A 21,149-nucleotide genomic window follows, 5' to 3' on the forward strand; every position below is an offset into this window, starting at 1 on the left:
TGTCGGCGGGCGTCACACGCCCCAGCGGGGAATGTGATGGCTGCCCATCGAGATGCACACGTTCTTGATCTCGGCGAACACCTCGAAGCTGTATTCGCCGCCCTCGCGGCCGGTGCCCGATTCCTTCACGCCGCCGAACGGCTGGCGCAGGTCGCGCACGTTCTGGCTGTTGACGAACACCATGCCCGCCTCGATGCCGCGCGCGAGCCGGTGCACGCGGCCGACGTCCTGCGTCCACAGGTACGACGCGAGGCCGTACGACGTGTCGTTCGCGAGACGCAGCCCGTCCTCCTCGCCGTCGAACGGAATCAGGCACGCGACCGGCCCGAAGATCTCTTCCTGCGCGATGCGCATCCGGTTGTCGACGTCGGCGAACACGGTCGGCCGCACGAAGTTGCCGTTCGCAAGATGCGCGGGCAGGTTCGCCGGCTTGTCCGGGCCGCCCGCGACGAGCCGCGCGCCCTCGTCGGCGCCGAGCCGGATGTAGCCCGTCACCTTTTCCCAGTGCGCGCGCGTGATCATCGAGCCCACCTGCGTGCGCTCGTCGGCCGGATCGCCGACGATCAGGTTGTTCGCGCGGCGCGCGAACTCGGCGACGAACCTGTCGTAGATCGTCCTCTGCACGAAGATCCGCGAGCCCGCCGTGCAACGCTCACCGTTGATCGAGAAGATCGTGAAGAGCGACGCGTCGAGCGCGCGGTCGAAATCGGCGTCGTCGAAAATCAGCACGGGCGACTTGCCGCCGAGCTCCATCGAATACTTCTTCAGGCCCGCGCGCTCCATGATCCGCTTGCCCGTCAACGTGCCGCCCGTAAACGACACGGCGCGCACGTCCGGATGCCGGACGAGCGCGTCGCCCGCCGTCGCGCCGTAGCCCTGCACGACGTTCAGCACGCCGGCCGGAATGCCCGCCTCGAGCGCGAGGCGGCCGAGCTGGTCGGCCGTGAGCGGCGAAAGCTCCGACATCTTCAGCACCGCGGTGTTGCCGAGCGCGAGGCACGGCGCGGTCTTCCACGTCGCGGTCATGAACGGCACGTTCCACGGCGACACGAGCGCGCACACGCCCACCGGCTGATACAGCGTGTAGTTCAGCATCTGGTCGTCGACCGGATAGCTGCGCCCGTTCATCTGCGTGCACACTTCGGCGAAGAAGTGGAAATTCTCCGACGCGCGCGGGATCAGCTGCTTCTTCGTCTGCGAGATCGGCAGGCCGGTGTCCTGCGTCTCCAGCTCGGCGAGCGCGGGCACGTTGCGCTCGATCAGCTCGCCGAGCTTGCGCATCAGCTTCGCGCGCTCCTTCGCCGGCGTGTTCGCCCATTTCGGAAACGCGTCCTTCGCGGCGCGCACCGCCGCGTCGATTTCCTCCGCGCCGCCCGACGCGACCTCGGCGATCGGCTCGCCCGTCGCCGGGTTGAACGTCGTGAACGTCTCCCGGCTGCCGACTTCCCGGCCGCCGATCCAGTGCTTGATGCTCATGCGTCTCTCCTTGTGCGGCGGCGTCAGCCGGCGCGATAGTAATCCGCTTCGCCGACGATCGTGTTGACGAGCCGTCCGAGGCCCTCGATCTCGGTGATCACTTCGTCGCCCGGCTTCGTGTCGGCGAGCCCCTCGGGCGTGCCGGTCAGGATCAGGTCGCCGGGCGAGAGCGTCATGAATCCGCTGATGTATTCGATCAGCGACGCGACGTCGAAGATCATGTCGCGCGTGTTGCCGCGCTGCGTTTCGATGCCGTTGACCGTCGTGCGAAGCGCGAGACTCCCCGGATCGCCGATCTCGTCGCGGCTCACGAGCCACGGCCCGAGCGGCGTGCACGTGTCGCGGTTCTTCACGCGCAGGTTCGGTCGGTAATAATTCTCCAGATAGTCGCGGATCGCGTAATCGTTGCCGATCGTGTAGCCGAGCACGTAGTCCAGCGCGCGCGCGCGCGTCACGCGGCGCGCCTCGCGGCCGATCACGACCGCGAGCTCGCACTCGTAATGCATGTGCGTCGCGTCCGCGGGCCGCACCGTCCGCGCGCGGTGGCCGACGAACGTGTTCGGCCCCTTCAGGAAGATGAGCGGCTCGGTCGGCGCCTTGAACGCGAGCTCCTTCGCGTGATCGGCGTAGTTCAGGCCGAGCGCGAACGTCGTGCGCGGCGCGACGGGCGGCAGCCACGAGACATCCGTCTCGGCGAGCACGCGCCCGGTATCGAGCCGCAAAAGCCCTTCGTCCAGCGGCTCGGCCGCGTGAAGCGCGCCGTTGAACACTACGCGTGCGGTCTTCATCGCGCGCCCTCCGCAATCAACGTGTGACGCAGCGTGCCGATGCCCGGCGCGTCGATCTCGATCGCGCTGCCGGCCGCCGCGCGCGGCGCGTTCGGGCCGACGCCGACGAGCAGCACGTCGCCCGCGTCGAACGACATGAACGCGGACACGTCGGCGATCAACCGCGCGACGGAGCGGATCAGGTTCGCGGTGCTCGCCTCGTAGCGCCGCTCGCCGTCGACGCGCACCGTCACCGCGAGCGCGTCCACGTCGCCGATGCTTGCGCGCGCAACGATCGCCGGCCCGAGCGGGCAAAAGCCGTCGCGGCACTTGAAGCGCACCGCCGGCCGATAATAATCGGGGTGCGGAATCGACACGTCGCTCGCGAGCGTAAAACCTTTAACGAAATCAAACGCCTGTTCGACCGATACGCGAGTCGTGCGGCGCGCGAACACGACGCCGAGCGTCGCACCGATTTCGAGCGCGTCGACGCCCGCCGGCACGACGACGGCCGCGCCGTCGCCCGCATGCGTGTTCGCGGGCTTCACGTAAAGCACGGGCGCCTGCGGCGGCTTGTTGTACGGCGGCGCATGCACCGCGTCGCCAAGCGCCGCGAGCGCGCCGCGATCGTTGAGCAGCGCGCCGTATACCGTGCCGATGCGCACCGTTTCGGCCGGCGCGCCGTCGACGACAAGGGACAGCTCCATGCGTTTCATCCTCCGCCGCGTCGCGCGGCCGGGTCAATTACTTAACATATTAACTACAGCACGCGAAAAGAACAACCGCGATAACCCTGATAGCCGTGATAAGGCGGTCACCGACGATTTTCGCCCTGCTAAGATGAGTGGATCAACTGCTCTTCCAGGAACCTCATGAATCGTACGTTCGATCACCGCAATCTGGCCATGCTGCTGCTCGAGGCCCGCGAAACGTTGATGGGCCGGTTCCGGCCGATCCTGAAGGAATTTGCGCTGACGGAGCAGCAATGGCGGATCATTCGCGTGCTGGACGGCGAACCGTCTCGTGAGCTCGAAGCCGGTCAGATCGCGAAGCGCTGCTGCATCCTGAGCCCGAGCCTCACGGGCGTGCTGGAGAGGATGGAGCGCGACGGCCTGATTCGCCGCACGCGCGCCCAGGAGGATCAGCGCAGGCTGATCGTCAGCCTGACGCCGCAAAGTCGTCAGCTTGTCGCGCAGATCAGCCCGCGCATCGACGAGCAGTACAGGCTCATCGAGCAACGCTTCGGCGCGGATGCGCTCGGCGAAGTGTACGCGGCGCTCGACAAGCTGATCGAAGTCGGCGGCTCGTGACGCGCGGCCGCCGCGCGCACGCTCAGCGCGCCGCCGTCCTCGGCATCTGCGCGAGCACGTCGACGCCGCGCGACGTGCGCATGCATTCGTTCACGTAATCGACGAACGGCAGCGGTTCGAAATCGATCTCGTCGCGCACGCGCGAGTTGTCGAACACGTGGTCGAGCTCGGCGAACGCGGCGTAAGACTGCAACGCGCGCCGGATCACGCGCTCGCGCGGCGCGTCGCGGCGGCCGAGCACGTCGCGCGCGATCGCCGTAAACTCGGCACACGAGCAGAGCGCATAGCGCGGCTCGCCGTCGAGCCCCACGGCCTCGTCCATCGCGCGCACGATCTGCGTGACGCTCGGCGCTTCGTCGCCCGCCGACACGTGGTACGTGTCGTACTTGAGCGACGGCTTCAGCGCGAGCAGCATCAGCGCGCGCGCGCAATCGTCGACGGCGATCACGTCGATGCGCGCCATCGGCCGCGCGGTGAAGCGGCGCGCCGCGTGAACGATCCGGAACATCCAGAACGTGCTCGCCGAAGGCTGCGTGCCGAGCAGCGTATGGCCGACGACGCACGACGGCCGCACGATCACGAGCGGCAGGCCGAGCGCGCGCAACTGCGCTTCCGCGTCGCGCTTGCCGCGCGTGTACGGCGCGAAATCGACCTCGCGGCCGCGCTTGGGCGCGTCGTCCTCGCGGATCGTGCCGCGCGCCTTGATCCCGCACGCGAACGCCGCGCCGACGTGCACGAAGCGCTGCAGCCGCCGGCTGCCCGCGAAGCGGCGCGCGAAACGCAGCGTCGCATCGACGTTCGTCTCGTTGACGACGCTCGCGTCGGCGAGCGACGCAACGCCCGCGCAGTGAATCACGTGCGACGCCGACGAAAGACGCGCGGCGTCGACGTCGGCGAACGCGCCGTCGAGTTCGCCCGCGATCACGTTCGCCTCGGTGAGCCGCGCGGCCCAGTACGGCGCGAGCCCGCTCTTGAGCGCCGCCTCGCGCAGCCGAGCGAGCGCATGCGCGCGGTCGCACGCGCGCACGACGCACACGACGCGATCGAGCAGCCCGGCGTTGACGAGCGACACGAGCACCGCGCCGCCGATGAAGCCGGTCGCTCCGGTGAGCACGATCCGGCCGACGTGCGCGGCGGCGGCGGGCACGCTCGCGGGCGACACGAGGCCCGCTCGCCAGGTCAGCGAAAGCGCGGTTTTCCAGATCAGCACGATGGCCACCTCCTTCTTCAAAATCAGAAACGATAGGTCAGCGAAGACACTCCGAAATAATTGGTCTTCTGCTGCACGATCGGGCTGCCCCCGTAGCGGCCGATGAAACGCGTGACGCCGAGCGTCGTGTCCGCCGACCAGTGCCTCGAGAACGCGTACGTCCATGCGACCGACATCGACGCGCTGTCGATGCCGCCCTTCGTCGAATACGGCGCGAAGCGGGTCGCCGCCGCCTGCGCGCCGGTGACGCCGTAGAACGTCTGCGTGTAGCGGCCCGAGCCCGCATGCACGGAGCCCGTCACGACGACTTCGTGACGCCCGGCGCTCAATACCGGCACCGCGAGATCGACGTGCCCGGACACGCCGCGCGACGTGTGCGTGACGGGCGTGTCCACGGTCACGCTCAGCACGCTGCCGCCGTAGAGCTTCACGCCCGCCTGCACCGCGACGAGCACCGAGCCCGGTACGCGGCCCATCCCCTTCAGGTAGTTCGAGCCCGGCAGGTCGAAGCGGTTTTCGTCCGAGCGGCCCGGGTCGTACGTGAGCGCGGCCGCGACGAACGCGTCGCCCGGCAGCTTCAGCTTGTAGCCGATGCCGTCGAGCGGACCGATGAAGATGCCGTTGTCGAACTCCGCGGAAAACGACGGCGCGACCACGCCGTGATACTGATTGCTGCCCGCGTAGCGCGGCACGAAGCCGCCGCCGATCGACAGCGTGTAGACGTTTTCCGCATGCGCGGCCGCAATCGACATGAAGCCGGCGAACGGCACGCAATACCGAAGTGAGTGAATGGGCGAGCGCACGGTGACGGGCGAGAGTCAAGGAGTCCGCAGTCTAGGTTCGTGCGCACGACGAATCTGTCCCGAATGTTTCAGGAATATGTGCGGATTTGTGTCCGATTGTCGGCGATTGTTGCAGCCGCCCCCGGCGTGCGGCGCGCGCGGCTAGAATGCGCGTGCGCTGCCGGCGCTCACGCGCGCAGAACCACGCCGAGGAGACCATGAACGAAGTGCCGCTCAAATACCGGGTGCTGCTGATCGAAGACGACGACCGCCTCGCGCAGCTGATCCGCGAGTATCTCGACAGCTACGAATTCTCGGTGACGGTGGTCCGGCGCGGCGACCTCGCCGTCGGGGCCGTGCGCGAGCATCAGCCCGCGCTCGTGATTCTCGACCTGATGCTGCCGCATCTCGACGGCATGGAAGTGTGCCGCCGAATCCGCGCGTTCTCGAACGTGCCGGTGCTGATCCTGACCGCGCGCTCGGACGTCTACGATCAGGTGGCGGGCCTCGAGACGGGCGCGGACGACTACGTGACGAAGCCGATCGAGCCGCGCGTGCTCGTCGCGCGCGCTCGCGCGTTGCTGCGCCGCGCGCAGCCTGCCGGCGCGCCCGTCGACTCGCCGGCGAGCGAGGCGCTCGTGTTCGGCGAGCTGACGATCTCGCCGCCGAACCGCACGGTCACGTGGCGCGGCGAGCCCGTCGATCTGAAGACAGCCGAATTCAACCTGCTGCTGATTCTCGCGCGCGCGGCGGGCACCGTGCTGAGCCGCGACGACATCCTGAAGCAGTTGCGCGGCATCGAGTTCGACGGCCTCGACCGCTCCGTCGATTCGGGCATCTCGAAGCTGCGACGCCGGTTCGAGGACGCGTCGTCCGAGCCGCACAAGATCAAGACGATCTGGGGCCGCGGCTATCTGTTCAGCCCGTCTGCCTGGGATGACTGAATGCTGCGCTCGCTCGTCAGGCTGTATCTCGTCGTGGTCGTCTGCGGCGCAGCGGCGATCGTCTTCATCAACACGTCGTTCAACCACTTCTTCTACGAGCGAATTTCGAGCGCGGCGCGCGAGACGCTCGCCACCTACGCGTTCGTGCTGAACGACTATCTCGAGCGCCATCCGGGCCCCGAGCGGCGTCAGGCGCTGCGCGAGCTCGCGAAGCACGGCAACGAGGGCTTCGAGTTCATCTCGATGGACGCGGCCCGCAAGATGCTGAGCGCCAGGCAGCAGCGCGACCTCGATCGCGGCGAGATCGCGATCAGCTACGACGGCAGGGACTATTTCATGCCGCTCGTCGACGGCACCGTTCTGCACGCGCGCCCGGACGAGCCGACGAGCCTCGACATCCAGATCTACGCCTATCTGACGGTCGCGCTCGCGACGCTGCTCGCCGTCGCGCTGTGGATTCACTATCACTGGCGCGACCTGCGCAAGCTCGAGGCGGCCGCGCGCGCGTTCGGCAGCGGCCGGCTGTCGACGCGCGCGCAGGTATCGCGCAAATCGAACATCTACGAACTGTCGCAGCAGTTCAACGACATGGCGAAGCGGATCGAAGCATCGATCCAGCAACAGCGCGAGATGATGCACGGGATCTCGCACGAACTGAAGACACCGCTCGCGCGGCTCGAATTCGGCCTCGCGCTGCTCGCGTCGCCGGACGCGGCCGAGCGCATGCACGAGCGGCAGGAAGCGCTGCGTCGCGACGTGCGCGAACTCGACGAGCTCGTCACCGAGCTGCTGACGATCGGCCGGCTCGAACAGGACGAGCGGCATCTCGCGTTGATGCAGGTGACGGTTTCGGAGCTGATCGACAGCGTCGTCGCGAGCGTCGCGAACGACATCGCCGACCGCCGGCTCACGCTCGACGTATCGATGCGCGGCGCGCCCGCTTGCCACGTGTGCGATCCGAAGCTCGTCGCGCGTGCGCTCTTGAACCTGATCCGCAACGGCATGCGCTACGCGGCGACGACGATCTCGCTGCATGCGTCGCTCGGCGACGCGGGCGCGCTCGTGCTGACGGTCGACGATGACGGTCCCGGCATTCCGGCCGCCGATCGCGACCGCGTGTTCGAGCCGTTCCATCGGCTCGATTCGAGCCGCGACCGGCAAACGGGCGGCTTCGGCCTGGGGCTCACGATCGTGCGGCGCGTCGCGTTCGCGCACGGCGGCAACGTGCGGCTCGACGGCGCGCCGATCGGCGGCGCGCGCTTCGCGATCACGCTGCCGGCGCTCGAATCGCCGCCTCACGACCAGAAGGCGCGGGCGACGGCGGCCTGACGCCTGGTTGGCGGGGGAGGCGGTGGAAGCGTCGAATCGCGGGTGGGGTAAGCGCCGGACGCGTCGGTGCAACGGCGAATGAAGCCGCTAGCGAAGCAACTGACGAAGCGACAAACGAGGCGACAAACGAAGCGAAAAACGAAGCGACAAACGATTCATCGGCACGATGCGCGCCGCTCCGTCGAGACGCATCGCTTCCGCGTGGCGGCCTTGCTTCGTCGTTCGAATCGTCGTTAGGTTCGCTGTTCGATTCATCGTTTGAATCGCCATGCGGTTTGCCGCACGATTCCTCATTCGATCGCGCGCGCGGTTTGCAGCTCGATCAGCAACGCAATCGGCAACGTGGTCAGCAATCCGATCGGCGATTCATCGGCGATTCGTCACGCATTTGATTCGCCGCGGCGATTCGGCCGCGCGCATTCCCGCTCGCGTCATCGTCCGATTCGTCGCGCGCCGCATCACGCGATGCCGCGATCGCGCAGCGCGATTCGCGCCGTTGCGGCAGCCCGTCGAATCATCCATCGCCGGCGTCGCGGCCGAGGCCAGCGTTCGCCGCCGAGTCGCGCCGACACGCCGCCCTCCTTCACTCTTCCGCCGCGATGCGCTCCGCCGCCGCATGCTCGTGGCCAACGCGATATCGCGCGGCCGGATGCGGCGCGGCCAGCCTCGGCCCCGCGCGATGCAGCTTCTCGCGCAGCGTGCCCGGCGCGTAGTCGGTCTGATAGACGCCGCGCCGCTGCAGCTCCGGCACCACAAGCTCGACGACATCGACGAACGTCTCCGGCGTTACCGCGTACGCGAGGTTGAAGCCGTCTACGTCGGTCTCGTCGACCCACGATTGCAGATCGTCGGCGATCTCGCGCGCATCGCCGACCGACACCGGCCCGAGCCCGCCGATGCCGCCCCAGCGGGCGATCTCGCGCACGGTCCACTTGCGCGTCGGATCGGCGCTCGACAGCGCCTCGACGGCCGACTGAATCGCGTTGCTCTCGACGTGCTCGAGCGGCTCGTCGAGCCCGTAGTTCGACAGATCGATCCCGGTCCAGCCGGACATCAGCGCGAGCGCGCCTTCGTCGCTCGCGTAGCGGCGATAGTCGGCGTGCTTCGCGTGCGCGTCGGCCGACGTGCGGCCTGTGATCACCGTATGCAGGTTGAAGATCAGCACGTCGTGCGGATCGCGGCCGAACTTTTTCACGCGCTCGCGGATGTCCGCGACGAACGCCTTCAGGATCGTGCGCGACGGCGCGGCGACGAAGATGCATTCCGCGTGCTGCGCGGCGAAGTCCTTGCCGCGCTTCGACGCGCCCGCTTGATAGAGCACCGGCGTGCGCTGCGGCGACGGCTCGCACAGATGGATGCCGGGCACGTCGTAGTAACGGCCGTGATGGCCGATCGGATGCACCTTCGACGGCTCGGCGAACACGTGGCGCGCGGCGTCGCGCACGACGGCGTCGTCCTCCCACGAGCCTTCCCACAGCTTGTAGCAGACCTCGAGATACTCGTCGGCGATCGCGTAGCGCTCGTCGTGGTTCGTCTGCTGCGGCAGCCCGAGGTTGCGCGCGGCGCTGTCGAGATACGACGTGACGACGTTCCAGCCGACGCGCCCGCCCGTCAGATGATCGAGCGTCGACATGCGCCGCGCGAACGGATACGGATGCTCGTACGACAGCGAGCACGTGACGCCGAAGCCGAGATGCCGCGTCGCGGCCGCCATCGCGGACACGAGCAGGATCGGATCGTTGACGGGCACCTGCGCGCCTTGCCGGATCGCCGCTTCGCCGCTGCTCCGGTAGACGTCGTAGATGCCGAGCACGTCGGCGATGAAGAGGCCGTCGAACTTGCCGCGTTCGAGCAGTTGCGCAAGCTCGGTCCAGTAGCTCAGCTCGCGATAGCGCCACGACTCGTCGCGCGGATGCGCCCAGAGCCCGGGCGACTGATGGCCGACGCAGTTCATGTCGAAGGCGTTGAAGCGGATCTGTCGGGTCATGGTGAAGCAGTCTCTCGATTCGGTCGATGCGTGTTGCCGCCTGCGTTGCGCGCGATGCGCGGCGCGCGTCACAGTGCGCCGTGGCGCGGTGGCAGCGTGTCGTTCAGGTAGTAGTCGGCGATCGCGATGTATTTCCAGCGCACCGGATCGTGCAGCGTGTGCGTGCGCGCGTTGCGCCAGTGACGATCGAGCGCGTGCTCGGCGAGCGCGCCTTGCGTGCCCGCGAGTTCGAGCAGGCGCGACGATGCGGCGAGCGCGATCTCGGTCGTCGCCGCGCGCGCCTTCGCGACCGCGATCGATGCGGACGCAACCGTGCGCTCGTTCGCGTCGTCGATCGCCGCGTCGACGCGCAAGCCCGCGCGCTCGGTCAGCGCGCCCGCCGCGTCGAGATCGAGCGCGAGCTTGCCGAAGATCTCGAGCGTGAGCGGATCGTCGCTCGCGCGCGCGACGCCGCTGTCGATCCACGGCCGCGCGCGCTCGCGCACGAAGCGGCGCGCGTCGGCGAACGCGGCGCGCGCGATGCCGAGATCGACGGCCGCGTGCAGCAACTGGCCGAGCGGGCCGACGGGCGTCGGCTTCGCGTCGAACGCGTCGCTGTACGGCACGACGGCCGATGCGTCGACATACACGTTGTCGAGCCGCGTCGTGCCGCTGCCCGTCGTGCGCTGGCCGAAGCCGTTCCAGTCGTCTTCGACGGCGAGGCCCGGCGCGTGCGCCGGCGTGAACGCGACGTGCAGCCGCTCGTTCGCGTCCTTCGCGACGACCGGGACCCAGTGCGCGAACAGCGCGCCCGTCGAATAGAACTTGCGGCCGTTGAGCCGGAAGCCCGCGCCGTCGGGCGTGATCGTCGTCCGGTAATCGCGCACGTGCTTCGTGCCGCGCTCGGACAGCGCGTTGCCGAAGCGCTCGCCCGCGAGCGCGCGATCGAAGTAGAAGCGCTGCTGATCGCGCGTGCCGTTCACGCGCAAGACTTCGAGCATGAAGAAATGATTCTGCGGAATCTGGCCGATCGCGGGGTCGCCCTCCGACACGATCGCGGTCACTTCCGCGAGCGTCGCGGCCGATACCGCCGCGCCGCCGAATTCGCGCGGCACCGCGATGCCCCAGAGGCCCGTCGCCGAATACGCGTCGAGCTCCGCGTACGGCAGGCGGCGCTCGCGATCGCGCGCGGCGGCGTCCGGCGCGATCGTCGCCGCGAACGCGCGGGCCACTTCGAGCGCCTCGGCGTCGTTCGAAATCCGCCGCGCCGCGCGCGCGGCGGCCGGCTGCGTGAACGCGTTCATCGGCTCAATTCCACGCGTGGCGCGCGGGCGCGACGCCGTTCAGATAGTAATTGCCGACGAGGTGATACTTCCAGCGCACCGGATCGTGCAGCGTGTGCGTGCGCGCGTTGCGCCAGTGGCGATCGAGGCCGTGCTCGGCGAGCGTCGCCTGCGTGCCGGCGAGCTCGAACAGCTTCTCGCTCGCGAGCAACGCGATCTCGGTCGTCAGCACCTTCGCCTCGCCGACCGCGACCGATGCGCGCGCCACGTCGTCCTCCGAAATGTCGCGCTGCGCGGCGATCTCGTCGAGCGTGCGCGCCGCGCGCTCGAGCAGCGCATCGGCTGCGTGCAACTGGATCACGAGGCGCCCCGTCTCGCGAATCGTCAACGGATCGTCGGCCGCGCGCTCGACGCCGCTGTCGATCCACGGGCGCGAGCGTTCGCGCACGAAGCGCAGCGTATCGTCGAGCGCCGCGTGCGCGATGCCCGCATCGATCGCCGCCTGGATGATCTGCGACAGCGGGCCGTTCAGCGTCGGCGCATCCGACACGCGATGCGCGGGGAACACGTGCGATGCGGCGACGCGCACGTTCTCGAGCCGCACCGTGCCGCTCGCGGTCGTGCGCTGGCCGAAGCCCGACCAGTCGTCGACCACCGAGAGCCCCGGCGTGCCCTTCGGAATGTACGCGAGCCAGCCCTTGCGCTCTTCGTCGATCCCGAGCACCGGCACGTAATGCGCGAACAGCGCGCCCGTCGAATAGAACTTCGTGCCGTCGACGCGATAGCCGTCGCCGTCGCGAATCACTCTCGTCTTCAGATCGAGCACGTTCTTCGTGCCCTTCTCCGAGAAGCCGTTGCCGAACCGCTTGCCCTTCAGGATCTCGCCGAAGAAAAAGCGCTTCTGCTCGTCGGTGCCCGTGAGCGCGATCACGTCGACGAGGCCGAAGTGATTCTGCGGCAATTGGCCGAGCGACGGGTCCGCGGCCGCGACGATCTTCACGGCCTCGGTCAACGTCACGTGCGACACGCCCGCGCCGCCGTGCGCCTTCGGCACCGTGATCGCCCACAGGCCCGATTGCGAGAACCAGTCGATTTCTTCATAGGGCAGCCGGCGCTCGCGATCGCGCTCGGCGGCGCCTTGCGCGAGCCGCTCGGCGAGCGTGCGCGCGACGTCGATCGCCTCGGCGTCGCTCGCGATTAGATGCGCGTCTCGCGCGGGCTCGCCGCGCGCGGGTTGGACGGCCGTCTCATGGATCGCGGACATGCTTGTCTCCGTTGAAGAACAAGGGACCAATCTATCAATGGGGCCTGTCGCGACCAACCGATCGATTCGGGAATCGTTATTCCGCGCGCCGGAAAATGTGCATCGCGCGCGCTGCATTGGCGGTGCGTGCAATCGAATGCGGGCGGCAAATCGACACACCTTCGCGACACACCTGCGCGACACATCCGCGCGAAGCGCTTGCGCGACGCAACAGCGCGTAGCAATCGGATCAATGTGACGCGCGTATGCAAGCATCGCTCATGAAAACACCCGATTGCGCAGAAGAGTCCGCACACGGCACGCTATGCATTGATGATTCGCGCGCGTTGCCCAGTGCCGGGCGATGCGACCCGCATCAATCTTTTCGCAACGCCGCTTGCGTTCCGCGTCAATCCACCTAGACTGAGAAAGCTCACCGGCTAACCTTCGAAAGGAGACGAAGCATGCGCCTCACCATTCGAATCAATGGCAGCGATTCCTCTGCGCAGCAATTCGCGGTCCTGTGGCTCGACACCGACGAGCAACTGTGGTCGCGTGAAGCGCATCAAGGCATCGATCTGCCGGCGTGGGGCAAGGTGAAGGACGTCGAAGGCGCGGTTGCGCTGTGCTCGGCCGACAGCGGCGAAGCGCTGTGCCGGCTGCAAGGGCTGTCGTTCTCGAACGTACAGCCTTCGTCCGAAGACGAAGAGCACGGCGACGCGGTCCTCGGCGGCAAGAATCCGCAAGGCGCGTGGCGCCTGCAAGCGGTCGACTCGGCATCGATCCAACCCGAACATCAGGGATTCACGATCGTGCGCTGAGCGCGCGCGCGTCCGGCCCTGCACCGGGCGCCGCGCACATGATAGGCCGATGCAATCGATTTTCGGATCGGATACGTCGGTCGGCAGCAGACCTTCCACACCACCACCACGCATTGCATCGACAGCGGCGTTCGCTCAACGGGCGAACGCCGCTTTGTGCTGACGGTTCGACGGTTCGCGATTCGACGGTTCGCATGACCGCCGTTCGCGCGCGCCGTGCGAGTGCGGCATGTCGCCGCGCGACGCGCGCGTCGAACTGGTCGCCGCAAAGCGCCCGATTGATTTTCGACGATGCGCGATGCTCGAGCTTGCGTGCGCGTCGCGCATGATGATGTTCGCGCACGCAACGCGCGAACGCACGGCCACGGCGCGGCGAATGCAATCCGCCGCGTCGAGCGCCGCCTTCATACCGCCGCGCTTACTCGATCCGCTCGACCAGATGCGAGCGGTCGTATGGCGCATCGTACGGCTCGGGCCAGAACTCGACGATGCGCGCGATCTTTCGATGCACCACCGTGAAGAACGAAATCGCCCGCGCGCGCTGAACGCCGTCGGTGACCGATACGTCCGACGCGGCCTCGTGCGCGCCGCCTATCACACGACCGATCGTAAACGTCCACCGCCCATGCGCCGGATACTCGCTGTTCAGCAGCGCGAAGTTTCGGGCGCCGCGTATGCGCTCGTTCGATTGCGGCCATTCGAGCACGAAGTCGTCGGCGAGCACGGCCGCGACCGCATGAAAGTCGTTCGTGCCCATCAAGCGCCAGAACGCGTGCACGACGTCGACGGCCGTTTCGGTGTCCAGATTCGTTTTCATTTTCATATTCATGTTCGCATTGCCGTATCGTTCGCGCTCGCGCGCGCGAACGGCACCGCCAAGCGCATGAGACGCGCATCCCTCGCCGCGCGCCGAACCCTGCGAATCGAGACCGGCGTCTCGCTTTGCAACGGATGCGCGGCTCGCCGCGCGCCGTTCATTCCTGCACGCCGATCCCGTTGCGGCGTCTCAACTGCACGACGTCGCGCAACGGCGGCGCGCCGAACAGGCGGCTGTATTCGCGGCTGAATTGCGACGGGCTGTCGTACCCGACCCTGAGCGCGATCGAGCCGACGTCACCGTGCTGGCCGATCAACAAGCGGCGCGCCTCGTGCAGCCGAAGTTGCTTCTGATACTGAAGCGGGCTCAGCGTCGTCACGTACTTGAAGTGATGATGCAGCGACGACACGCTCATGTTCACCTGCTGCGCGAGCGCATCGATGCTGAGCGGCTCCGCGTAGTGGTGCCGAATCCATTCGATCGCGCGCGCGATCCGGTATGTCTGGCTGCCCGCGACCGCGATGTGCCGCAGCCGCGCACCCTGCCCGCTCGTCAGCAGCCGGTACAGCAGTTCCTTTTCGATCAGCGGCGCGAGAATCGGAATGTCGTCTGGAGTATCGAGCAATCGCACGAGCCGCAGCGCGGCGTCGAAGAGCGGCTCGGACAGCTCGCCGACGACGATCCCCTCGCCCGTCGGCACCGCGTCCGGCGGCGGCGTGCGCATCTCGGCCGCGAGCTCGGCGATCCGCTGCAAATCGAGCGCGATCTTCACGCACAGATACGGCGCGTCGGCCGACGCGCGCGTGACCTGCGAGAGCATCGGCAAATCGACCGACGTGACGAGGCAGTGCTGATGATCGTATTCGTACGCCTGATCCGCGACCGTCACCCGCTTCGCGCCCTGCGCGGCAAACACGAACGCGGCGCGCGTGACGCTGCAGCCGAGATCGACGGGCGACGAGCAGCGGAAGAACGACAGCGCGGGAATCGCGCTCGGATACGCGCCGTCCGCGGGCGCGAAGCGGTCGATCAGCGCGGCGAGCTCACGGCGCGCGGCCTCGCGCGGCGCGAGCGGCGGCGGCCGCGCATCGGATCGGGGGGGCGCCGCGTGCGCGGCGGGTTCGAATGGGGTGTAGCGCTGTTCCATCGTCAATGAACGAGCGTCGGTCGTCGTGATCGTAGCAGGCGCGTGCGGCCGACGCCACCGCCGCGCGCCCGCCGGGGGATTTGCAGGATTGTTCAATATTTTTGCAGGATTGTGTGAACGCAGCGGCGGTCCGTCCCTCACACTGCCGGCTATCACCCGGCGCCAAGTCCGGGGTTTTCCCCACGGAGATTGTCCATGTCTACCTCGTTTGTGCTGAACGGCAAGAATCTGACGCTGGACGCCGATCCCGCGATGCCGCTCCTCTGGGCGATCCGCGAGAACGCGGGCCTGCACGGCACGAAGTTCGGCTGCGGCGCCGCGCAATGCGGCGCGTGCACCGTGCATCTCGAAGGCCAGGCGGTGCGCTCGTGCGTGCTGCCGCTCGCGGCCGTCGCCGGCAAGCGCGTGACGACGATCGAGGGGCTCGCGAGCAAGCCCGCGAAGGCCGTCCAGGCCGCGTGGGTCAAGCTGCAGGTGCCGCAATGCGGCTACTGCCAGTCCGGCCAGATCATGTCGGCGACGGCGCTCCTCGAACAGAACGCGGCGCCCACCGACGCCGACATCGACGCCGCGATGAACGGCAACATCTGCCGTTGCGCGACCTACACCCGCATCCGCGCCGCGATCCACGAAGCGGCCGCCACCCTGAAGGCCTGAGCGATGACCACCGACCTCGATCTCCCGGACGCGGCCCGCGCGTCCCGCCGCACGTTCCTGAAGGCCGCGGGCGCCGCCGCGGCCGTCGGCCTCACGATCGGCTTCGAATGGCTCGACGCGAGCCGCCCGGCGCTCGCCGCCGCGCCTGCCTCGGGCGCAGCCGCCGCGGGCGCGTTCGCGCCGAACGCGTTCCTGCGCGTCGCGCCCGACAACAGCGTGACCGTGATCGCGAAGCACGTCGAGATGGGCCAGGGCGCATACACCGGCATCGCGACGATCGTCGCCGAAGAGCTCGACGCGAACTGGCGCGACGTGCGCGTCGAAAGCGCGCCCGCCGACGCGACGCGCTACGCGAACCTGCAGTTCGGCAAGCTGCAGGGCACGGGCGGCAGCTCGGCGATGGCGAATTCGTGGATGCAGCTGCGCGAAGCGGGCGCGAAGGCGCGCGCGATGCTCGTGTCGGCGGCCGCCGCGCAATGGAACGTGCCCGCCGCCGAGCTGACGACCCGCGACGGCTACGTGCGCCACGCGGGCAGCGGCCGCGAGGCCACCTACGGCTCGCTCGCGACGGCCGCGGCCGCGCTGCCCGTGCCCGAGAAGGCCGCGCTGAAATCGCCGCGCGAGTTCCGCCTGATCGGCCAACCGGTGCCGCGCGTCGACGCGCTTGCGAAATCCGACGGCACCGCGCAGTTCACGATCGACGTGGCGATGCCCGGCATGCTCGTCGCGCTGTTGCAGCGCCCGCCCCTGTTCGGCGCGAAGGCGAAGTCGTTCGACGCGACGGCCGCGAAGGCGGTGCCGGGCGTCGTGTCGGTCGTTCAGGTGGAGCGCGGCGTCGCGGTCGTCGCGAAGGGCTTCTGGGCCGCGAAGCAGGGCCGCGACGCGCTGAAGGTCGAATGGGACGATTCGAATGCGGAAAAGCGCAGCTCCGATGCGATGATGCGCGAGTACCGCCGGCTCGCCGAACGCGCGGGCGCGCCCGCGCGCCGCGACGGCGACGCCGAGCACGCGCTCGCCGGCGCGGCGAAGCGGCTGTCCGCGTCGTACGAATTCCCGTACCTCGCGCACGCGCCGATGGAGCCGCTCGACGCGGTCGTCAAGCTGACGGCCGACAGTTGCGAGATCTGGGCGGGCGACCAGTTCCAGACGATCGACCAGGGCAACGCCGCGCGCGCCGCCGGCCTCGATCCGTCGAAGGTGCAGATCCACACGCTGTACGCGGGCGGCAGCTTCGGCCGGCGCGCGAACGCGTGGTCGGACTACGTCGTCGAGGCCGTGTCGATCGCGAAGGCGCTCGGCGCGAACGGCACCCCCGTCAAGCTGCAATGGACGCGCGAGGACGACATCCACGGCGGCCTCTACCGGCCGATGTACTTCCACAAGCTCGACGCGGGGCTCACGAAGGACGGCAAGCTCGTCGCGTGGCGGCACCGGATCGTCGGCCAGTCGATCCTCGCCGGCACGCCGTTCGAGCCGGTGATGGTGAAGAACGGGATCGACCAGACGTCGGTCGAGGGCGCGGCGAACCTGCCGTACGCGGTGCCGAACGTGTCGGTGGAGCTGACGACGACGAAGTCCGCCGTGCCGGTGCTGTGGTGGCGCGTCGTCGGCAGCTCGCACACCGCGTACGCGGTGGAGGCGTTCATCGACGAGGCCGCGCACGCGGCGGGCAAGGACCCGTACCTGTTCCGCCGCGACCTGCTCGCGCACGAGCCGCGCCTGAAGGCCGTGCTCGAGCTCGCCGCCGAGAAGGCCGGCTGGGACCCGGCGAAGTCGCTGCCGAAAGGCCGCGGGCGCGGCATCGCGGTCGCCGAGGCGTTCAAGAGCTATGTCGCGCAGGTTGCGGAGGTGTCGGTCGACGAGCACGGCGGCGTGAAGGTCGAGCGCGTCGTCTGCGCGGTCGACTGCGGAACCGCGATCAATCCGGACATCGTCGCCGCGCAGATGGAAGGCGGCATCGGCTTCGGGCTCGGCGCGGTGCTGCACAGCGCGATCACGCTGAAGGACGGCAAGGTCGAGCAGAACAACTTCGACGGCTACCGCGTGCTGCGGATCTCGGAGATGCCGAAGGTCGAGGTGCACATCGTGCCGTCGGGCGAGGCGCCGACGGGCGTCGGCGAGCCGGGCGTCGCGCCGATCGGCCCGGCCGTCGCGAACGCGATCTTCGCCGCGACGGGCAAGCGGCACTACACGCTGCCGTTTCCGGCCGCCGACGGCGACGCGAGCGCGTGACGGGCGTGACGGGCGTGACGGGCGTGACGGGCGTGACGGGCGTGACGGGCGTGACGGGCGTGACGGGCGTGACGGGCGTGACGGGCGGCGGCAGGCGGCTGCGCCGTCCGCCGCCGCCCTTGTCCATCGATTACGGCTCTCGGCGTGCGAGACGGCCGTCCGTCCTCTTGCGCAGCGATCGCACTCGAAGCGCTGATTGTCGATGCCATCGCCCGGCCCGCCGCCCGCCCGGGCGACCGAGCCACGTCCGGCCCCGGCCGCCCCTCGCGTGTTACGTTGCCGCGCGCGGCGACGTAACACGAACGTCCGTGCTACGTAACACACCTTCAGCCGGTTTCAGATTGTTACATTTCCGGCGCCGCGACAAACCCGCCCAACCCGCATGAAAACGCTTTCAATTCATGCACTTATTCGACAAAAAAACACCTTCTGAAGCGCTCTCCCGCTGCATCGCGCCATGCTGGCCCGACAATTGCAGTAAGCCCCTCGTACCGTTCGCCCATTTATCTGCGAATCACGAGGCTCATCATGGATTGCAAGTATCTGCACATCGACAACATCAAGATCAACTTCGTCCGCCGCATCATCGAGATCGACGGCGAGCCGATCAACCTGACGCCGCGCGAGTTCGACGTCGTCGAATTCCTGCTCGACAACATGAACAAGGTGGTGTCGCGCCAGGCGATCCAGGAAGCGGTCTGGGGCCGCGAGCTCGCGGTGTCGTCGCGCACGCTGGACACGCACGTGTCGCGCATCCGCTCGAAGCTCGGCCTCGACTTCGACAAGAACATGCGGATCATTCCGATCTATTCGGTCGGCTACCGGCTCGTGCTGTTCGGCGCGGCGACGACGCGCGTCGAGGCGCACGACGCGCAGCACGCGGTGCGCACCGAAGAACCGCGCGTCTCCGATACGGCCGCACCGATCGCACCGATCGCGCCCAACGCGCCGATCGCGCCGGTCGCGCGTCCGTCCGCCGCGCCGTACCTCAAGCTCGTCGCCGAATACCATTGAGCGCAGCCCGCGCCGCACGCGGACCGAGTCCGCGCGCGGCGCGCCTACTCGGCGCGCTGACGCTCGAGCCACGCCTGGAACATCAGCACCGTCCATAGCGGATGCTGCCAGTTCATCCGGCCCGACTGGTGCTGCCGCCACAGCCGTTCGACGCGCATCGCGTCGAAATAGCCTTCGTCGCGCAGGCGCGCGGGGTTCAGCAGCTCCGCCGCCCAGTCGCTCAGCTCGCCGCGCAGCCACGCGCCGACAGGCGCGCAAAAGCCCTGCTTCGGCCGGTCGATCAGCGGCCGCGGCACGTAACGGTACAGCAGCTTGCGCAACAGCCATTTGTCCTGCCCGTTCGGAATCCGCAGCGCCTCGGGCAGCCGCCACGCGAATTCGACGACGCGGTGATCGAGAAACGGCATCCTCGTTTCGAGGCTCACCGCCATCGCCGCGCGGTCGACCTTCGTCAGGATGTCGGTCGGCAGGTACGTGAGCGTATCGACGGCCATCGCCTGCTCGGCGAACGACAGGCCCGCGGGCCACGCGCCCGGCGTGTCGATCAGCGTCTGCGGCTCGCGGCCCGCGAGCGTGAAGCGCTCCGGATGATGAACCGACGACATCAGCAGCCGGTACAGCGACGTGCGGCTGTCCGCCGTCATCACGTTCGCGAGCTTGTGCAGGCGGTCGCCTACGCGCGGCGACGCGTCGCGCTGCGCCGACGCGCTCCATGCGCCCTGCACGAGCGCGGCGATCTGGTCCGCGTGATCGGGCCGCAGCGCGTGCAGCGCGGCCGCGATCCGCATCCGCACCGCGGCCGGCACGCGGCGCAGCCGTCCCCATAGGCGCGGCGTCAGGAAGTAGCGCGTGTAGCCGCCGAACAGCTCGTCGCCGCCGTCGCCCGACAAGCTCACCTTCACGTGGCGGCGCGTCAGCTCGGAGACGAGCAGCGTCGGGATCTGCGACGAATCGGCGAACGGCTCGTCGTAGACGCACGGCATGCGCGGCACGGTCGCGAGCACGTCGGACGGCTTCACGTAAAGCTCGGTGTGCGACGTGCCAAGATGCTTCGCGACCGCCTTCGCATGCCCCGCCTCGTCGTAGCCCGCTTCATGGAAGCCGATCGTGAACGTCTGCACCGGCTGCGCCGTTTGCGTCTGCATCAGCGCGACGATCACCGACGAATCGACGCCGCCCGACAGGAACGCGCCGAGCGGCACGTCGGCGACCGACTGCTCGGCGATCGCGTCGCGCAACACGTGATCGAGCTGCGCGACGGCGGCGTTCGCATCGCCGTCGAACGGATTCGCGCGGCCCGCGGCGATCACCCGCTCGAGCGACCAGTAGCGGCGCGGCACCGGTTCGACCTCGATGTCCTCGAGCTGCAGGTAAGTGCCGGGCGGCAGCTTGCGAATCCCTTCGTAGATCGTGTACGGCGCGGGCACGCTCGCGTGCCGCAAATACAGGCACAGCGCATCGCGATCGACCGCATGCGATTCGAAGCCGGGAAAGCGCCGCAGCGCCTTCAGCTCCGAGCCGAACACGAACGAGCCGCCGACGCGGCCGTAATAGAGCGGCTTCTCGCCGATGCGATCGCGCGCAAGCGTAAGCACGCGCGATTCCCGATTCCATAGCGCGAGCGCGAACATGCCGACCGCTTTTTGCAGCGCGCGATCGATGCCCCATGCGGCGAACGCGGCAAGCAACACTTCGCTATCCGAATGACCGCGCCATTCGGGCGCGCGATGCTCGCGCTCGAGCTCGCGGCGCAACTCGCGAAAGTTGTAGATCTCGCCGTTGAACGTCATCGCGTAGCGGCCGCACGCCGAGTGCATCGGCTGATGTCCGTGCTCCGACAAATCGACGATCGACAGGCGCCGATGCCCGAGCGCGACACCCGCGCCGGGATCGACCCACAAACCGCTATCGTCCGGGCCGCGATGCGCGAGACTGTCCGTCATTCGCGCGAGGGTCGCGCGGGCTGTCTCCGGCGCGCATGCGACAGGGCCCACGAAGCCGCTGATTCCGCACATGACGAATATCTCGTTCGAATGGTGAAAAGGATATCGCTTGACGGGCGGCTCGCACCCGTCGGTTGGGCGCATATTACGAAGAAAATATTCGTCAATTAATCCGGCTTGCAGCGTTCATTTTTTTCCAGTGAAAAAT

At 68.3% G+C, this 21,149-nt stretch carries 18 protein-coding genes; 7 read left to right on the forward strand and 11 right to left on the reverse strand.

What is annotated here, in order from left to right; all coding sequences use genetic code 11:
* Window positions 1–12: 12 nt before the first annotated feature.
* Genes hpaE through WT60_RS29450 form a run of 3 tightly spaced genes read right to left on the reverse strand, consistent with a single transcriptional unit; the run spans window position 13 to window position 2,950 of the window.
* The gene (gene hpaE, locus WT60_RS29440) at window positions 13–1,476 is read right to left on the reverse strand and encodes a 5-carboxymethyl-2-hydroxymuconate semialdehyde dehydrogenase (protein ID WP_059670278.1); all 1,464 of its coding nucleotides are present in this window, start codon (window positions 1,474–1,476) and stop codon (window positions 13–15) included.
* A gap of 23 nt (window positions 1,477–1,499) precedes the next feature.
* Complete coding sequence (locus WT60_RS29445) at window positions 1,500–2,264, reverse strand: fumarylacetoacetate hydrolase family protein (RefSeq protein WP_059578658.1); 765 nt, start codon at window positions 2,262–2,264, stop codon at window positions 1,500–1,502.
* Window positions 2,261–2,950 (reverse strand): fumarylacetoacetate hydrolase family protein, encoded by a 690-nt coding sequence (locus WT60_RS29450; RefSeq protein WP_060355748.1) that lies wholly within the window; start codon window positions 2,948–2,950, stop codon window positions 2,261–2,263. Before WT60_RS29450 ends, WT60_RS29445 begins: the two co-directional genes overlap by 4 nt.
* Before the next feature lie 165 nt (window positions 2,951–3,115).
* On the opposite strand from WT60_RS29450, the gene hpaR reads away from it, so the two are divergent.
* A complete protein-coding gene (gene hpaR / locus WT60_RS29455) occupies window positions 3,116–3,553 on the forward strand; it encodes a homoprotocatechuate degradation operon regulator HpaR (protein ID WP_038752389.1) in 438 nt (145 codons plus the stop codon).
* A gap of 22 nt (window positions 3,554–3,575) precedes the next feature.
* On the opposite strand, the gene WT60_RS29460 is transcribed toward hpaR, so the two are convergent.
* Window positions 3,576–4,763 carry an SDR family oxidoreductase gene (locus WT60_RS29460; protein ID WP_060355783.1) on the reverse strand — a complete coding sequence of 396 codons (1,188 nt, stop codon included), beginning with the start codon at window positions 4,761–4,763 and terminating at the stop codon, window positions 3,576–3,578.
* 23 nt (window positions 4,764–4,786) lie between these two features.
* Entirely contained in the window at window positions 4,787–5,533 is a 747-nt protein-coding gene (locus WT60_RS29465; RefSeq protein ID WP_060355749.1) for a MipA/OmpV family protein, read from the reverse strand.
* 230 nt (window positions 5,534–5,763) lie between these two features.
* On the opposite strand from WT60_RS29465, the gene bprR reads away from it, so the two are divergent.
* A complete protein-coding gene (bprR, locus tag WT60_RS29470) occupies window positions 5,764–6,489 on the forward strand; it encodes a two-component system response regulator BprR (RefSeq protein ID WP_038752686.1) in 726 nt (241 codons plus the stop codon).
* Entirely contained in the window at window positions 6,490–7,818 is a 1,329-nt protein-coding gene (locus WT60_RS29475) for an ATP-binding protein (protein WP_060355750.1), read from the forward strand.
* A gap of 583 nt (window positions 7,819–8,401) precedes the next feature.
* Here WT60_RS29475 and WT60_RS29485 read toward each other — a convergent pair.
* The 3 genes from WT60_RS29485 to WT60_RS29495 all read right to left on the reverse strand — a co-directional run bounded on the left by WT60_RS29485 (window position 8,402) and on the right by WT60_RS29495 (window position 12,331).
* Window positions 8,402–9,805, reverse strand: a complete 1,404-nt coding sequence (locus tag WT60_RS29485; RefSeq protein ID WP_038752398.1) for an LLM class flavin-dependent oxidoreductase — start codon at window positions 9,803–9,805, stop codon at window positions 8,402–8,404.
* A 68-nt stretch (window positions 9,806–9,873) separates the two neighbouring features.
* The gene (locus WT60_RS29490; RefSeq protein WP_059670275.1) at window positions 9,874–11,088 is read right to left on the reverse strand and encodes an SfnB family sulfur acquisition oxidoreductase; all 1,215 of its coding nucleotides are present in this window, start codon (window positions 11,086–11,088) and stop codon (window positions 9,874–9,876) included.
* Window positions 11,089–11,092: 4 nt separating this feature from the next.
* Complete coding sequence (locus WT60_RS29495; protein ID WP_059578677.1) at window positions 11,093–12,331, reverse strand: SfnB family sulfur acquisition oxidoreductase; 1,239 nt, start codon at window positions 12,329–12,331, stop codon at window positions 11,093–11,095.
* A gap of 443 nt (window positions 12,332–12,774) precedes the next feature.
* Between WT60_RS29495 and WT60_RS29505 the strand changes: the two genes are divergently transcribed.
* Window positions 12,775–13,131, forward strand: coding sequence for a DUF3564 domain-containing protein (locus tag WT60_RS29505; RefSeq protein WP_038752406.1), 357 nt, complete (start codon window positions 12,775–12,777; stop codon window positions 13,129–13,131).
* Window positions 13,132–13,549: 418 nt separating this feature from the next.
* Here WT60_RS29505 and WT60_RS29515 read toward each other — a convergent pair whose 3' ends face one another.
* Both WT60_RS29515 and WT60_RS29520 read right to left on the reverse strand, forming a co-directional pair.
* A complete protein-coding gene (locus WT60_RS29515) occupies window positions 13,550–13,948 on the reverse strand; it encodes a nuclear transport factor 2 family protein (RefSeq protein ID WP_038752688.1) in 399 nt (132 codons plus the stop codon).
* Window positions 13,949–14,105: 157 nt separating this feature from the next.
* The gene (locus WT60_RS29520; RefSeq protein ID WP_059578687.1) at window positions 14,106–15,095 is read right to left on the reverse strand and encodes an AraC family transcriptional regulator; all 990 of its coding nucleotides are present in this window, start codon (window positions 15,093–15,095) and stop codon (window positions 14,106–14,108) included.
* A gap of 195 nt (window positions 15,096–15,290) precedes the next feature.
* Here WT60_RS29520 and WT60_RS29525 point away from each other — a divergent pair, with 195 nt between their 5' ends.
* The 3 genes from WT60_RS29525 (at window position 15,291) to WT60_RS29535 (ending at window position 18,998) form a co-directional block, all read left to right on the forward strand.
* Window positions 15,291–15,752, forward strand: a complete 462-nt coding sequence (locus tag WT60_RS29525) for a (2Fe-2S)-binding protein (RefSeq protein WP_038752415.1) — start codon at window positions 15,291–15,293, stop codon at window positions 15,750–15,752.
* A gap of 3 nt (window positions 15,753–15,755) precedes the next feature.
* The gene (locus WT60_RS29530; protein ID WP_060355752.1) at window positions 15,756–17,984 is read left to right on the forward strand and encodes a xanthine dehydrogenase family protein molybdopterin-binding subunit; all 2,229 of its coding nucleotides are present in this window, start codon (window positions 15,756–15,758) and stop codon (window positions 17,982–17,984) included.
* Between the two features lie 528 nt (window positions 17,985–18,512).
* Window positions 18,513–18,998, forward strand: coding sequence for a winged helix-turn-helix domain-containing protein (locus tag WT60_RS29535; RefSeq protein WP_038752421.1), 486 nt, complete (start codon window positions 18,513–18,515; stop codon window positions 18,996–18,998).
* A gap of 44 nt (window positions 18,999–19,042) precedes the next feature.
* Here the strand turns inward: WT60_RS29535 and asnB are convergent, their stop codons facing one another.
* Complete coding sequence (gene asnB, locus WT60_RS29540) at window positions 19,043–21,013, reverse strand: asparagine synthase (glutamine-hydrolyzing) (protein WP_038752423.1); 1,971 nt, start codon at window positions 21,011–21,013, stop codon at window positions 19,043–19,045.
* Window positions 21,014–21,149 lie beyond the last annotated feature (136 nt).

Source organism: Burkholderia sp. MSMB617WGS, from assembly GCF_001532025.2.
GTDB classification, from domain to species: Bacteria; Pseudomonadota; Gammaproteobacteria; order Burkholderiales; family Burkholderiaceae; genus Burkholderia; species Burkholderia savannae.